The 14,577-nt window shown below is 66.8% G+C and carries 8 protein-coding genes and 1 pseudogene; 7 read left to right on the top strand and 2 right to left on the bottom strand.

The window, feature by feature from the left end; translation table 11 throughout:
* Positions 1–47: 47 nt before the first annotated feature.
* On the bottom strand, positions 48–1,193 hold the full coding sequence (locus tag Scani_RS23170) for a C40 family peptidase (RefSeq protein WP_159479447.1): 1,146 nt from the start codon (positions 1,191–1,193) through the stop codon (positions 48–50).
* A 580-nt stretch (positions 1,194–1,773) separates the two neighbouring features.
* Here Scani_RS23170 and Scani_RS23165 point away from each other — a divergent pair.
* Positions 1,774–2,520 carry a DNA-methyltransferase gene (locus Scani_RS23165; RefSeq protein WP_159479445.1) on the top strand — a complete coding sequence of 249 codons (747 nt, stop codon included), beginning with the start codon at positions 1,774–1,776 and terminating at the stop codon, positions 2,518–2,520.
* A 97-nt stretch (positions 2,521–2,617) separates the two neighbouring features.
* Here the strand turns inward: Scani_RS23165 and Scani_RS23160 are convergent, their stop codons facing one another.
* Positions 2,618–3,553, bottom strand: a complete 936-nt coding sequence (locus tag Scani_RS23160) for a DUF5655 domain-containing protein (protein ID WP_167538196.1) — start codon at positions 3,551–3,553, stop codon at positions 2,618–2,620.
* Positions 3,554–3,727: 174 nt separating this feature from the next.
* Between Scani_RS23160 and Scani_RS23155 the strand changes: the two genes are divergently transcribed.
* From Scani_RS23155 to Scani_RS23135, 6 genes and pseudogenes are all read left to right on the top strand, one after another.
* Positions 3,728–4,561, top strand: a complete 834-nt coding sequence (locus Scani_RS23155) for a DUF5677 domain-containing protein (RefSeq protein WP_159479443.1) — start codon at positions 3,728–3,730, stop codon at positions 4,559–4,561.
* Positions 4,562–4,798: 237 nt separating this feature from the next.
* Positions 4,799–5,004 (top strand): annotated as a pseudogene (locus tag Scani_RS42370) (mobilization protein); the annotation flags it as partial.
* A 601-nt stretch (positions 5,005–5,605) separates the two neighbouring features.
* Entirely contained in the window at positions 5,606–6,778 is a 1,173-nt protein-coding gene (locus Scani_RS23150) for a helix-turn-helix domain-containing protein (protein WP_246296111.1), read from the top strand.
* A 55-nt stretch (positions 6,779–6,833) separates the two neighbouring features.
* Positions 6,834–8,087: a restriction endonuclease-related protein gene (locus Scani_RS23145; RefSeq protein WP_246296109.1), complete on the top strand. Its 1,254-nt coding sequence runs from the start codon at positions 6,834–6,836 to the stop codon at positions 8,085–8,087.
* Between the two features lie 8 nt (positions 8,088–8,095).
* Positions 8,096–11,386 (top strand): hypothetical protein, encoded by a 3,291-nt coding sequence (locus Scani_RS23140; RefSeq protein ID WP_246296107.1) that lies wholly within the window; start codon positions 8,096–8,098, stop codon positions 11,384–11,386.
* Positions 11,387–11,469: 83 nt separating this feature from the next.
* Positions 11,470–14,454: an RNaseH domain-containing protein gene (locus tag Scani_RS23135; protein ID WP_159479439.1), complete on the top strand. Its 2,985-nt coding sequence runs from the start codon at positions 11,470–11,472 to the stop codon at positions 14,452–14,454.
* The last annotated feature ends 123 nt before the right edge of the window (positions 14,455–14,577 follow it).

Genomic DNA, 14,577 nt, shown 5'->3' with positions numbered 1-14,577 from the left:
CGGCGGTGCGAGAAGAGAAGAGAGAGGGGGAGGGGGAGAAGCGCCGGTCAGGTGACTCGGCGGGCCGCGAGGATCTGCGGCTTCCAGGACGCGAGGGTCGCGATGCGGACCACGTCGCCGCTGTGCGGGGCGTTGACGACCAGACCTCGGCCGATGACCATGCCGACGTGTTCCGGACGGGACGCGATGCCCTCGGTGAACACCAGGTCGCCTGGCTTCAGCGAGCCGACCGAGACCGGCTTGCCGTCCCTGACCTGCGTGTACGTCGTCCGAGACAGGGCGACGCCGGCGGCCTTGTATGACTGCTGCATCAGGGACGAGCAGTCACACCGACCCATCGGCGCCTTGCCGTGGGGAGCAGTGCAGTGCCCGCCCCACTGGTACGGAGTGCCGAGCTGGCCGAGCGCCCACCGGATCGCCGTCCGAACCTTCGGCGGAGCATCGGCCGGGATCTTGTACCCGGCCGGCACCGCACCGGGCGGAATGGTGCCGAAGTCGGTCCCGTCCCCGTCGGCCGCACAGCCGCCCGCGGTACCGGACGAACGGCCGCCGGTGCCGGTCGGGCCGGACGGCGAAGGGCTCGGTGACGCGTCACCGGCCTTCGACGGCACGGGCTCGATGGCCTTCTGCAATGCGGTGGCCAGGGGTTCCCACTTGGCGTACGCCTGCGGGAAGCCCGACTTCTGCACCGCCTGGGCGGCCTGGGCGACGGACAGGGACTGCCAGCCCGAGACCTTCCGCAGCCCCTCGTAGAACTTGGTGGAGGCGTGCACCGGGTCGAGGATCTCGTTCGCCGTGCCCCAGCCCTGCGACGGACGCTGCTGGAACAGACCCAGCGAGTCACGGTCGCCGTAGGTCAGGTTCCGCAGGCCGCTTTCCTGCAGGGCGGTCGCAAGGGCCACGACCTGCCCCCGGGCCGGGATGTGCATCGCGACGCCGGTGGCCTGGATCGTCTGGGCGTTGGGCGCCTGCTCGGCCGGATCGCTCAGCCCCGGCACGCGGACCGAGCCCTTGCCGCCGCCGTCCAGGATGACCTTCACCTGAGTGGCGACGGCTGCGGTATCCACAGGCTGTGCGCCGTCGGTGGTGCAGGAGGCCGAAGCGGTCTCGGCGCCAAAGGCGAGGACCGGCGCGGCCAGCAGCAACGGACCGGTCGCGCAGAGGCCGACAACGGCTCCGGTGGTCTTCTTCATCGCCGCCGCCGTTCACCGTGGCGGCGGTGCCGGCGGGGTGCCGACGGTGGGTCGGGACGCGGGGGTATCAGGGCATGCTGCATCGCAGCGGCTCCTCGGTGGTCGCAGGAGACGCGGTGCCGACTTCTCGTGCAAAGCCGTCGGCACCGCGCCGATGTGAATCCGCCTCTCGGGCGGGCCCAGGTCAAAGGAGTTGGTAGCTCCCGGACGCCGGTCTCAGGTCATGCGCGGCAGCCAGCCGCGCTCGTAATCTCAGGCAGTACACCGGCTCTCCTGACGGCGTGGTGGACGAGGGGGACAACGTGCCTCCCGCGCAGCTCGTTCGACGAGATGGCACGGATAAGCACAGGTCAGCGGGGGTGAAGCGAGGCTTCGGCCCGGTGACAGGGCGAGACAGTAGACCGGGATTCCGGCCGCACCAAACGACCCCCGGATCCCCACCCGGAGCGCGGCTCAGCTCATTAGGTGCGGCCGGAAATCACGCCTAACATCCGGCACCAGCCGCCCCGACGAGCGTTGTTGAACGCCGTCCGGAGCGGCCCCAGCCCAGTCCTGCCATGCCCTGAAAGAGGCCCTGCACATGAGCTACACGCTGCACCGAGGCGACGCCCTGACCGTGCTCAAGTCCCTCCCGGACGAGAGCGTCAACGCCGTGATCACCGACCCGCCGTACAACTCCGGCGGACGGACCAGCTCCGATCGCACCGGTCGCACCGCCCGCGCCAAGTACGTCACCAGCAACAGCGCGCACGACCTCGCCAACTTCCCCGGCGAGAACCGCGACCAGCGCTCGTACCGCTCCTGGCTGACCGAACTGCTCACCGAGGCGTACCGGGCGTCGACCGAGCACGCGGTCGTCATGGTCTTCTCCGACTGGCGCCAGGACCCCACCACGTCCGACGCGCTGCAGATGGCGGGGTGGACCTGGAGCGGCACCATTCCGTGGATCAAGCCCGCCAGCCGGCCCCGCAAGGGCGGGTTCAAGCAGGACTCCGAGTACATCCTGTGGGGCGTCAAGGGCAGCCTGGACAAGGACCGGGACCTGTACCTGCCCGGCCACTACATCGCCTCCCAGCCCCGCAAGGGCAGGGTGCACATCACCCAGAAGCCGGTCGAGATCATGCAGCAGCTCGTCCAGATCTGCCCCGAAGGCGGCACCGTCCTCGACCCCTTCACCGGAAGCGGATCCACCGGCGTCGCCGCCCTGCGCGAAGGCCGCAACTTCGTCGGCGTCGAGCTGTCCTCGCACTACGCCGACGTGGCCGAGCAGCGCCTCCACGCCGAGCTGACGAAGGACGACTTCGCCCTGGCCGGGCCGGAGGCATGAGCATGAGAGCGAAGAAGCCGGGGCTGGCGGGCCGCAGACGCCAAATGGGCGGCTGGCGCATTGAGTAACCGATGCGCCAGCCGCCCTTCTCGTTGCGTCAGGCCGCCTCGAACGCCCGCCGGATCAGCGGCGCCGCCTTCTCCAGCCCGGCCGCCGAAGCGAGGCGCACCTCCAGGTCCCCGGTCCCCAGGTGCCCGATGCCGCGCATGTCCCGCGTAAAGCCCTCCTCCAACTCGACCGTGTCCGGGTCGAGTCTGAGATAGACCAAGATCGCCTCGTGCTTCGGACGGAAGAGCACCGATGCCACGTTCACCAGCCGCCGGTAGGCGATGTAGTGCCGCAGCGGCGCCACCTCGACCTCGCCCCACGCCGTCAGAGCATCGTCCAACTCCGCGTACAGGTCCCGCAGGCACTCCGGAACGAGGCCGACACCCGCCGACGGAGGAGTCACCGGTGCCGCTGGCGCGCTGCCGACCCCCGTTGCTCGCTCCCGACTCCGGCGAGACGAGGTGGCGCCCGCGAAGCCGGGCGCGGAGTCGACGAGCAACAAGCCCAGAAGGCCACCTTCGAAGATCCGGTAGCGCACCAGGTCGATCCGCTCGGGCAGCCGCTGCACGGCCACACGGTCGTGGTGCGAGAAGCCGGCCGCGATGCAGACCATCCGCGGACGACGCCAGTCGATCGCCACGGCGGCCTCCACGCCCAGCACCTTCCGCACGAGCGCCTCGAACTCGTGCTGCGCCGACTCCAGCCAGGACAGGTACGAGACAGCCTGCGACATCACCCCGCTGCCCGAGCCCTTCTTGAACTCGATCACCACCGGACTTCCGTTCTCGTCCAACCCCAGGGTGTCGATCCGCCCCCGGTGCCACGGCCCGGTCGCGTACTCCGACGCCAGGAACCGGATGCCCAGCATCTGCTCCAGCCCGGCCTCCACCCGCCGCTGTAGCTCCACCTCCAGCGCCACCGTCGAACTGGACAGCTCGACATCCCGTCCGTCCGCGTCCCTTCGGAACATCATCAGCTCGGCCACCAGCGCCCCCTCCCGCGAACTCTGCAAGGAGGCCAATCGAACGAACGCGCTCGATATTCCGCCTGCGGTCGGCTGGCGCTGACCGGCTTCGATTCGGCCCGAGAACGCCAGCGCCACCTCCGCGGAATCGAAAATCGGCGGCCGTCCGGCTGTTCGCTCCGTACCGTCAGAGCCATGACGTACAAATTCGGCGCCAACCGGCAGTGCGCGCGCCGTGTCGATACGGTGCTGCCCAACTTTCTCGACAGCGCTAACGAAGTGCTCAGCGACGAGGTGACGACACTGGAGGAGCATCGGGAAATCTTCCCGCTCCTCATGGGCTGGTGGCTCTTCACCCGTAGTACGGCTGCAGCGATGATTCACCTGTACCGACAGGGCTTCACGGTTGAGGTCAAGCCGCTGGCACGTAACCTCTTCGCCCACGCCTTCGCGATGAGCTGGCTCGTCGACAACGGCCCCGCCGCCGTTCAGGCTGTCCACACCTACCTGGGAAAGCAGGAGCAGTCGTTCACCAACAACCTGGTGGAGATCAAGTACCCGCTCCCCGAGCCCCCTCGCAAAGTCGCCCCTCCCGTCTTTCAGACCTTGGAGGAGCACCGCTGGCACGAGAAACTGGTGGGTGAGATCACGTACTTCGCCAACATGGTCGCCGCGTACAACGTTCCGATGGCCTACCCGTTGTACCGGATGCACAGCGCGTACGCCCACACCTCTGCCCAGACGGCGAACGCCTTCATCACGGTCGGGGCCGATGGGCGCGTCGGGTTCACAGCCGAAGCTACCGAGGACACCCTGACCGATCAGGTGTACATGGCGGTCTCCGTGTTCACCGCAGCGCAGGCAATAGGTCCGACGATCAAGGGCGACCCGATGAGGAAGCCACTGGAGAAGGCAATGGGCGACCTGGGGATCTCTGGTGATCTGCGGCCCCGTCGCAAGTCGTGTACTGCTCCGCGCCCGCAGGCCGGGCCGACAGGGGATTCCCGTGCGGTGACGCCTTCGGCATGACGTGCGCCCGTAGGAGGGGAGGTGCGGGCGGGTGTAAGGGTGCGTCGGGGGCACTGTGGAGGATCTACAATCTGCGTGAAGCCTTTCGGTGTCGCCGTCGATGCCCACTCCGGTGGCCGGATGCCTTTGGATGACATAGCACCAGTGAGTACTCCCCGATCAGTTGCACGTGCTCTGATCAGGCAGAGCGTAACTCCGCAGCACGGCGTAGAACCATGCGGCACGAACCCTCACGGTCTCGACCTGCGCATCAAGCAGCTCGGCGACCGCGCACCGGAGGGCCACGTCTGGCACTGCTCGCTCACCGCCGCACCCGAGGACCACGTTCTCACCGGGCTAGCATCGCTCGGCCCGTGCTGCACGCGACCGGCATCGCACCCGAGGGCGATCCGGATGGCTGCCGCTGGGTGGTCGCCGTGCGTCACGCGGAGGACCACGTCCACAGGTCGCAGCCGCCCGCCAGACGCTCACCCACCGGCAAGCCGCCTACGACCAGGCAGCCCCACCAGTCTCGCCACACTCGCCCGGCACCGGCCCTCGCACAGCATCGTGCACCGGCACGCCGCCGCCCTGCACAAGGTCCTGCCTCGCCACGTCGAGCAGATCCTCACCGAGGACGGCTGGCCCGCCCTCGGCGCCACCCTCGCCGCCGCCGAAGCCGCGCCGGCCACAACCCCGCCACCGTCCTCCAGCAAGCAGCGCAGCGCCGCCCCTTGGACGACGCCAAGTCAGCATCTGAAGTACTCGTCTGGCGTATCCAGCGCCTCGGCGACCGGCACGCGCCCGGCCCCGGCGCACGAGCTTGCAACGCACACATCAAACCCACCTCGCAGGTCGGTATCGGGACACCGGCTACAAGCGCGCCGTCACCATCGCGCACCGGCCGAGCACGGTGAGAGCGCCGCGTCAGCGGCCGGTCTGCCCGCCGCTTGGTCTCACACTCCGGAGGGAGTAGTTGCTACGACCCGTCGACTGCGTTTTGCTGGGGGCATGTCGCAGTCCCTCACTCCCCGGGCTCTGGAACAGCAGCGTGGGTTCCGAGGTATGAGCGTGCAGGAGCTGGCCGAAGCCACTGGTGTCTCTCCTGGGTCTGTACGCCGCTGGGAGGCAGGAACGCAAGCAGTAAGCGACCGAGCCTTCGGGCGCCTGCTGAAGGTGCTGCACTGTGATGCGCAAGACCTGACAGCAGGCGAACGGGGGACCGAGACGCTGCAGGATCTGCGTCGCCGGGCGGGTATGAGCGCCGCCGAGGTCGCTTCGCTGCTTCGACGCAAGCGAGCCTCGCAGGGTCTGCACATCAGCGCCGAGAAGGTACGTGACCTTGAGCGTGGCCGCCCGGTGAGCGGGCGGGATTGGCTGTCCCCTGAAACCCAGGGCCGGGTGGCACGAATGCTGGCCCAGGTCTACGGAATTCCCGACCGCGTGGTCGTTGACGCCTGGCGCCGCACCCGCCCGAACGACATTGCCCCCACGCTTCCGGCCCGTCGATCTCGGAGCACGTCCGAGGCGGCACTGGCAACCTGGCGCGAGCTCAACGAGCGACAGCGCAGCTACCTGACGTGCATCTTCCATCAGGACCAGGAAGCAGAAGAGGAACAGCGCCAGAATCGCTATGCAGGGGAGGCCCAGCGGCCCGCTGCAGCGTGGCGTCGGCTGACCTTGGCGCTCAGTGCGCCAGCGGACCTTGTCGGCTTCACCCGCATCCAAGAGCGGCTCCGGGAGGCCGGCATTCACGATCCGGGGACCGGGTCGTCCGTGAGCGCACTGGACAGACGGGGCCTGATCACCGTTTACCGGGATCGCCTGTATGTCGACGGACTGGGGGATGTTCCGCGTACGCGCGTAGAGATGACTCGGCGCGGCCGAGCGGTCGCACGCGCGGCGCTCGGAGTTACGCCCGCTCCAACACCGCCCGCAGCACTGCTTTCGCCGTGGCTGTGGAAAATCGTGGTTCGTGTCGCGCGGGCAGGGGCGCAAGGTGTGGACGGCAGCCTCGCCGGACGGGGACCGCACTACCTTGCCGTCGGCCAGAGTCCCGACGGGCGTACACCCAGCCGTGGCTTCATTGTTCTGCGCCTCCCTGACGAGGCGGACCACGGACCTTACCGCTGGTTCCTCACCGATTCCGGGCGACGTCATATCGCCGACCACATTGACACCTACCGCTCGTTGTACCCGAGCGTCGAAGTCGGCTCCATCGCAGCGGAGTTCGCGTGATCGTCTGAGTGCTTTCCAGGCCCATTGTCAGTGCCGTGTCGTAGCCTCCCCAGCGATGATGCGACACGGAGACACGACCACGGTCCAGCAGACCCATGTCCTGCTGGAAATCGTCAAGGCATTCGCGGTGTGCGAGCACGCGATGGCCGTCGGGGATCTGGCCGGACCCCGACGTCTAGACCGCCTCATGGAAGCCCACGGGATCCTGATGGCCGCGTGCGGACCCGGCCACCACATCCCCTTCGACGAACTGATGGGCAGACTCACCGGTGAACGAGCGGGTTCTCTTGAGCGGCTGCTGCCCGAGTGGATCAACGCCGAAGAACTCACGGGCGTACGGCTGCTGGAGAGCGACGGCGTCGCAACCGAAGAAGGCTTCGACTTCCGGCATGAAGCGCAGCGTGTCATGCGCGCCGCGCAGAAAGTCGGGAAATTCAGTGGCCAGGTGACCAAGCCCAAGCTGGATGACGAGTACAGCCAGGAGTCCGTCTTCAGCGCGATCAAGGGCCCGTTCTACGAGAGGCACCGCAGAACGCTGGTCGAGAATCCGACCGTCCCGAGGGAGGGCCTGGCCGCGCTTAACCTGCCGTCCCGGGCGAACGACTTTTATGGGCCAATCTCCCAGTACGGGCAGTACAGCGGCTGGTGGTGGCCTTGCCCGGCCTGTCATTGGCCGATGAAGGTGACGGCAGACCGATCCAGCGGGCGTATTCGCGGACAGGTGCGTTGCCTCTACCCCTGGCACGAGGAAACGGGCGCGTCTTACGAGTTCGTCGTGACCACTCGCCGTGAGCCGGCCCCCGAGTTGAGCCCGACGTTCGAGTGCCGGGTGCCATCGGGGCGATTTGCCCAGCTGTGGACCGGTGCTGTTCCGCTCGTGCCGGAGGCCAGAGCGGTGGCGGAGACGGTAGCGCTGATGCGGCCGGTGTGGCGATACACCGTTGTGCCCGGGCTTCCCGAACTGGCTCTGCATCGGGCCGTCTCAGCCAGGCTCGAACGCACAGCCTGGACGTCGCAACTGTGGCCCAACGGGGATCAGTGTGACCTGTGGGTGACTCATGAGGACAACGATGGGCCTCGCTTCATGGCTGACTTCAAGGACTACACCTGGCCCAATCACCTGGTCAGCAAACTTGACATGGACGGCGGCGACCGGGGCGGAGCCGAGTATCTGGTGGTGCCCGACCATCGCAAGGAGCAGGTGGACCAGCTCAACGCGGTGTGCCGCAGACACGGGATGAAGGCGGCAATGACCGCGACGGACTACCTGGAGATGGTCGTCAAGCACGTCAAGGGAGGACAGGCATGAGCGGGGACATGACGGGGACGGAGGCCGGCCTCGCCGGAGCGCTCGCGCTGGCAGCGCACTACTTCCCGCGCAAGGACGACGAGGGACACGTTCTGGCCGGCTTCGAGGAGGCCACGTTCTTCGCTCACCGCAAGCCGCAAGCCTGGTCGGAATGGCCGAACTTGCCTGTCGCCGAGCGGAACCTGATCCGCCAGGTGATGACCTTGATGGCCCAGGAGTGGACGGATCCGAAGAAGCTCAGGACCTCAGTGCTCGCCCTGCTCGGAGTCCTGTCGTCCGAGCCGGACATCGCAGACCGCTCGGGAGGTTCGCTGCGTTTGCCGCCCGGCGACCCGCACCTGGCAGACGCAGCGATCCCCCGGATGGGAGGTGACTTCCTCGGATACGTGCAACGCGTCACCGGCCCCTTCTTCACCTTCGGCAAGCGCCCCAAGGCCCAGGCATTCGCCGGCCCCGGAAAGCTGAAGACGAGGACTGCCTATCTGGGTCCGGAGCACGGTACAACCAGCCGGGAGATCCACATCCCGGCAACGCCTGGCTTCCTGGAAGCACCCGGACACGAAGTCCTGCCTCAGGTGCACACCCGCCCACAGCGCGACCGGGTCGCACCGACCGTGGATCAGCTGTTGGAGGTCGCCAAGACGCTCAGCGGGCAGGACAAGAGCGTCCGCTACCTGCACAAGGTGCTCAAGCGGTTCTTCAAGAGCATGAAAACGACGACGGGGGCGCTGACCGAACTCGACCTGACTGCTGGCGATCTGCAGCTGCTCAACGCTCCCACAGGAAGCGGCAAGACCGTCCTGGTGAGGGTTCTGGCCTCCTGGGCTGCTCTGAACGACCGGCGCATCGCTCTCGCCGTCACAGACGTCCGGGCCACCTTGGAGATGGCCTGGGACATCAACCACGACCTGGCCTATCTCCACAAGATCAAACGTCTCACTGAGCTCACTCACTGCACCCCGTTGATGTCCCCGTCAAGCATGCACCGGCGCGCCATGGACTACGCAGCCCTGGGCACCTCCACCCAGATCGATGAGTGGGACCGTCGCGCCAAAACGGACATCGGCCTTCTGTCGACGGGATGCGCGCAGCGGGCGCTGATGGACCCGCCCACCCTGTACCCCTACGGGGAAGAGAACTGCACTTCGCTGACCTCAGAGACCACTGGCTCCAACCGACTGACCTGCCCGTTCGCACCGACGTGCGGGAAATTCCAGCAGTTCTACCGGGCCACCAACGCGGCCGTCATCGTCACCAACCACGCAAACCTGCTCGAAGGGCGCACTCGCATCGGTGTCGTGTTGGACGGGCAGGAGTTCCGCGGTCAGGCGCGCGGCACCCGTGGCATGAGCGTCCTGGAGATGACCCTGCGCTCCTGCGATGCCCTGGTGATCGACGAGATCGACGCCTTCCAGACAGCAGCGATCAGCCGCTGCACTTCGGAAATCACTCTCGCCTCCCGGAAGAGGACAACCGCACTGCGGGAGATCGACTCCGACGCGAAGAACCTTCCCGTTGTCCACGAGATGGGGCTCGTCTCACCAGTCAGCCATGCCCGCCTCATGGCCGAGATGCTGCTGCTGTGGCTCTGCTCCGGACGAGGGCTGAAGTTGAATCCCGGCAACGAAACGGATGGCCCCGACGGCGCCGGCCGCGACAACACCGGCTGGCGTCTGGCCCACTCACGGGACCGTGAGATCCTGCAGATCCTCTTCCCCGAAGCGACTGCGGCCGAGGACAACCCGCCCGAGCTGTTCGCCTTCCTCAACGAGATCATGCCCGCCCGCTGGTACGGCTCCGAGCCGGACGAGGAAGAGTTCGACCTCCCCGAAGGCGCGGACTGGGACGCCGTTCAGACCGCCCTGGTGACGCTTACAGCGCAGCGCGGCCAGGACCATCTCACGGACACCCGCGACGAGATGCGCAAGCTTCTCCTCGGGCTCGTGCCCGACGCGCACCGGCAGGCTGCTGTGATCAACCTGCTGGTAACCCGGACGGTGCTGCGCGAACTCGACGGCGCACTCGACGAACTGCGCGCGCAGGCACAGACCCTGCGCTACCTCGACCTGGGCTCGGTCCGCAAGATCCTTGAGACCATGCGCAGCAGCACGGTGGCCACCCTGTACCCCCTGGCGATGCTGGGCCGCTCCATCCACGGCTACCAGGTCAAAGGCATGGACAACAAGGAGAAGGAAGCCGAGCTCCTCTCCCGGTCGTTCGGGGGCGATCCGCATACGTTTGTTTCCGAACTCGGCGGTCTCACATCGCTGTTGACCGCCGGCGTACAGCGGCCCGTGATGGGACTGTCGGCCACCGCCTACCTGCCACAGGCCGTGCAGGAGCACATCCACGCCCCGGTGCGATGGTGGCTGCCCGATACGCGCCCCGAATCCATCGTCACCCTCGCAACCCCCGTACGCAGTGGTGCCGGCGACGCGATGCGTATCGGTGGTCTGCCCCCGGAACTGAAGCCCAACGCCCTGCGGGATCTGGGGCGAGGTCTTTACGAGCAGCAGCTCGCCCGACGCCTGACCCGCCTGGAGAAGCGGGAGCCGGAACGAGCCCGTGTCATTCTCACCGTCAACTCCTACGAGCAGGCCTCCCACCTCGCTTCCGGAGTGGCGCAAGCCGATGGTCTGAACCACCGAGTCTGCCTGCTCGTGAAGAAGGCAGAGAAGCAGAACTACGAGGAGAACCTGCCTCCTCACGTGGACAGGATGGTCCGCGAGGAACTGAAGGACTTCCCCGACCGCGGGGAGATCCTGATCGCCCCCCTCGCTGTCATCGGACGAGGTCTGAACATCGTCGTGGGCACACGCTCCGCAGTCCGCGACATCTACCTCTGTGTCCGGCCCGTCCTCAGCATCGAGGACACCGACTGGATGCACGCGAGCGTCAACGCCGCTGGCGTCAACACCCTCCCCGTAGGTGGCAGCGACACCCCGCTGGCCGAGTTGCGCAGCGCCGGGGAAGCCTCCTGGAAGCAACTCTCCAAGATCCTCCGCTCCCCGGCCCGGTTCTCCAACATGGACCACGACCTGCGCAAAGAACTCGTCGCAGGAATGCTCGTCCTGCTCATCCAGCTCGCCGGCCGAGCCCGCCGCGGCGAAACCGACATGACCCTGCACATCGTGGACCACGCCATCCACGACCAGAAGTTCAGCTCCGACCTGGCCACGATCATCAAGCAGATCTATGCCGACTGGAACCCCGAGCAGCGCGCAATCATGAATGAGCTCTACGGTCAAGCGCTTCAGGCATTCCTCACCTACGCAGGACTCGATCGCGAGATGCTCTGAATGACCTACATCTGCCCCCGCCCGCCGCCGGTGCAGGCCGGGGCTGTCCGAGAGAAAAGCCGAGAGAAGAGGTAAGACCGTCCATGGGGCGTCGCAGCACGCAGCGGGATCTCACCGCGCACACCACATCGATCAAGTGCACCCCACAGCTCCTGGACGGCATGACCGCCCTGGTCTGGGACTTCGGTGACTACCACTCGCCGACGCGCAGAGCCTGGCGCGACCTGGGCACCACGGCCAACCGCAACAGCAAGCGGATTGAAGGCGTACAGGATTCCGACCCCTTCCTGATTCCGTACTCCATCGCGGTCACCGTTCTCCAGCAGATCACCGACGGGTACGTGTACCTGGACAGAAACCTGGCGTTCATGGTGACGCTCAGCCCCGTGGAATCCGGCGTCCTCAAGAACGTTTTCACCTACCTGGAAGGGATCGTCCGCAAGATCCCTCTCGACGAGATCCCGTTCATGGACGAGCCCGCCCTGGCGAAACTGGTGGCCGGTGTCACGCCGCAGTCGCTCAGCCTCGCCGAGAACATCCTCGCCCAGCAGGACGGCGGGCCAGCCAGCCCTGACAGCTGGGCCTATCAGGCGGTGAAGTGGCATATCGCGAAGAAGCTGGCCGCTAAACCGCTCTTGGACACGGAAGTGGAACCGGTCCGTGAGCCGTACGAGACGAAGGACGGCGTGACGAAGGAACGCATCGTCGACTGGCAGCCGTCCACCAACACCGCGGCTGTGTACTACCGACCCGATAGCGACGGCGGTCTGATCGCATGGGACCACCCCATCGGCCCGCTGTTCGCCTCCCTGGCCCACCCCGTCGACCTCAGTGAAGCTGCCACCGCCCGCCCCAAGGACCCCACACGGGCGCAAGTCCAGTACGCCATGTCCCGCGTCTCGGTGAAGATGGCCACCTACACCGCCGAGCCCAACCCCGTCCTGAACCTGAACGCACACATCCGCCGCGTCAACAACACCGTCGTCCACGCACGCACCGCCTTGCTCGACCACGGCACCCACCGCCCCCTGATGTCCCTCTCTCTGGACGGATGGGGCCTGCGCCAGGCGAACAAGCACGCGCTGGAGATCCTGGCGAAACTCGACGCCGACCGGACAGCGCTCACGGCGTTGGAGGAACGTGTTGCCGACGAACGCCACCGCCTGAACCTCAGGGACGAAAACGGCAAGAGGATCGACATCCTCACACCCGCGCCCGGCACCATCCGGCCGACCATGCCCAAAACGGACTCCTTCGCCGTCGGTACCGGCGCCGGCATCTACCAGCTCTCCCTTCTGCAGGACCAGATCCGGCGCGCCTTCGGCGACGCCGTCTCTCTGCTCGAGCTGAAGTCGAAGGGGAACGTCTTCGGCAAGCGGCCCCACGAGCCCGCCACCTCGACGCAGGAGAAGGAGAAGAAGAAGCGAAAGAGCGACGGGGATTACATCGACCTCATCGGCAACCCCTCGCCTGACAGCATCCGGCGCTCCATCGAAGCAGCCGGCTACACCAAGCTCCGCATCCTGTGTCTCTGGTACCGGGACGAGACCCTCACGCGCATGATCCATGGTCTCGCCCACCCCTACGACCTCGATCCGGAACACATCGACCCCGACCCCAACGGAAAGGACACCACGCCTCTCGCGGAGGGCATCGAGGCAGTCTTCTGCAACGCCGAGACGTTGCTGGAGCACGGCCCTGGAAAGGAGAGGACCTCGGATGCCGAGGCCCTCATCAGCCAGTTCGCAGAGCCAGGCGTGCTCCTCGCGGCCTGGTGCGAGACGGAGCTCCCCGTCCGCGGGGAAGAACACGAAGGCATGAAGCCCGCCGAGGTGAAGTCCGCCCTCGCCGAGAATGACGCCAAACACCAGGTGGTACGGGAGCTCGCAAAGGCCGCGGTGCCGTCTCAGTTCTTGGTTGGCCGCACGTACGACCCGTTCACCAAGACGTTCAGCACCGTCAAGAAGCCCGCTGCGGCGTTCGAAGACCACCGCGTCTACATGGGCCAGCTGGACTTGTACCGATCGTGCGGCGTGATCGACGACCGGTTCGAGCGTGCTCTCTACCCTGAAGACGACCCGTATCCGCTGCCCCGCATGGCCTTTGTGGGCATCCATATCCGCAAGCAGGCCACCGACCGCAAGTACAAGGGACAGCCCAAGAGGATCATCACCGCCACCGCGGTGATCCCGTCCCGCAAGGCCGGCGAGACCTGGCGCATGCTCGGTTGGAGCAACATCCACCCGCAGTGGGAGCACTACGCGCGGGCGCAGAGCAATTTCCATGCCTCCAACTACCCTCTGCACACGCAGGACGGCCAAGGTGAAATGCAGCGTTGGGCACAGGCCGGCGAGGACGTCCGTACCGCCCTCCAAGACCTCAGCGACGAGCTCGATGGGCTCCCGTACGCCCTGATGATCGACGGCCACGCCAGCCGCCGCGTGTGGCCGGGCCTGCACAACAACAAGCAGGGCCTCAGCCCTGACCCGGACGACCCCCGCCTGTGGCTTCCAGGAAGCGGCCTGCCCGCCTCCTGGAATCCCGTCAGCATCATCCGCATGAATTGCGCGCAGGCCGAGATGCCACGACTCGTCTCCGTCATTGAGAAGCTGAAGAACGGCACCACCAAGCCGCTCAAGACCTCCAGCGACCTCTACTACCCGGAAGACCGTCCCGAGGGGCATCCATGGTTCCTTTTCACCGAGCCCCGCAACTACGGCAAGAAGCGCCACGGACAGTGGAAGACCCGCTGGCGCGCCGACCCGGGCAAGGCGTCAAAGAACGCTGACGAGCGCAAGGAGAACGAACTCAACTCCCCCTGGTACAGCATGACCACTCGCGAAATCACTCCGATGTACACGCGCGACGGGTACGAGCGCGAGGCCCTCGCCGTCGCCGCAGCCCGACTCAGCCACCAGGCGCTCTCGTGGTCCGATCGAACCCGCTACCCCGCGCCACTTCACGCCGCACTCCAGATGGACCTCGGCCACCCGCAGTTCCGCCGCTCCGAACCCAAGGACGCAGAGAGCCTCGAGATCCTCAGGGAAGCAGGCGGAGGCGACGCATAAGCCGCCGTCCTCCCAGCCGTTGAGGGCACGATCACGGACGATCGCGCGAGATGAGAAGTGGGGCCAGCGGCTGGGAGGTATCCCGGCCGCTGGCCCCACTTCGAGTCCGCCGACAGCGGGAGT

Origin of the sequence: Streptomyces caniferus, from assembly GCF_009811555.1 — a bacterium.
Classification (GTDB): Bacteria; Actinomycetota; Actinomycetes; order Streptomycetales; family Streptomycetaceae; genus Streptomyces; species Streptomyces caniferus.
Note: the sequence above shows the minus strand (reverse complement) of the source record. Positions and strands in the feature narration are given on the sequence as shown.

Excerpts from the sequence above, each read along its gene's own strand:
- Scani_RS23170 (WP_159479447.1), bottom strand. The coding sequence starts at position 1,193 with ATGAAGAAGACCACCGGAGCCGTTGTCGGCCTCTGCGCGACCGGTCCG.
- Scani_RS23165 (WP_159479445.1), top strand. The coding sequence starts at position 1,774 with ATGAGCTACACGCTGCACCGAGGCGACGCCCTGACCGTGCTCAAGTCC.
- Scani_RS23155 (WP_159479443.1), top strand. The coding sequence starts at position 3,728 with ATGACGTACAAATTCGGCGCCAACCGGCAGTGCGCGCGCCGTGTCGAT.
- Scani_RS23150 (WP_246296111.1), top strand. The coding sequence starts at position 5,606 with ATGAGCGTGCAGGAGCTGGCCGAAGCCACTGGTGTCTCTCCTGGGTCT.
- Scani_RS23145 (WP_246296109.1), top strand. The coding sequence starts at position 6,834 with ATGATGCGACACGGAGACACGACCACGGTCCAGCAGACCCATGTCCTG.
- Scani_RS23140 (WP_246296107.1), top strand. The coding sequence starts at position 8,096 with ATGACGGGGACGGAGGCCGGCCTCGCCGGAGCGCTCGCGCTGGCAGCG.
- Scani_RS23135 (WP_159479439.1), top strand. The coding sequence starts at position 11,470 with ATGGGGCGTCGCAGCACGCAGCGGGATCTCACCGCGCACACCACATCG.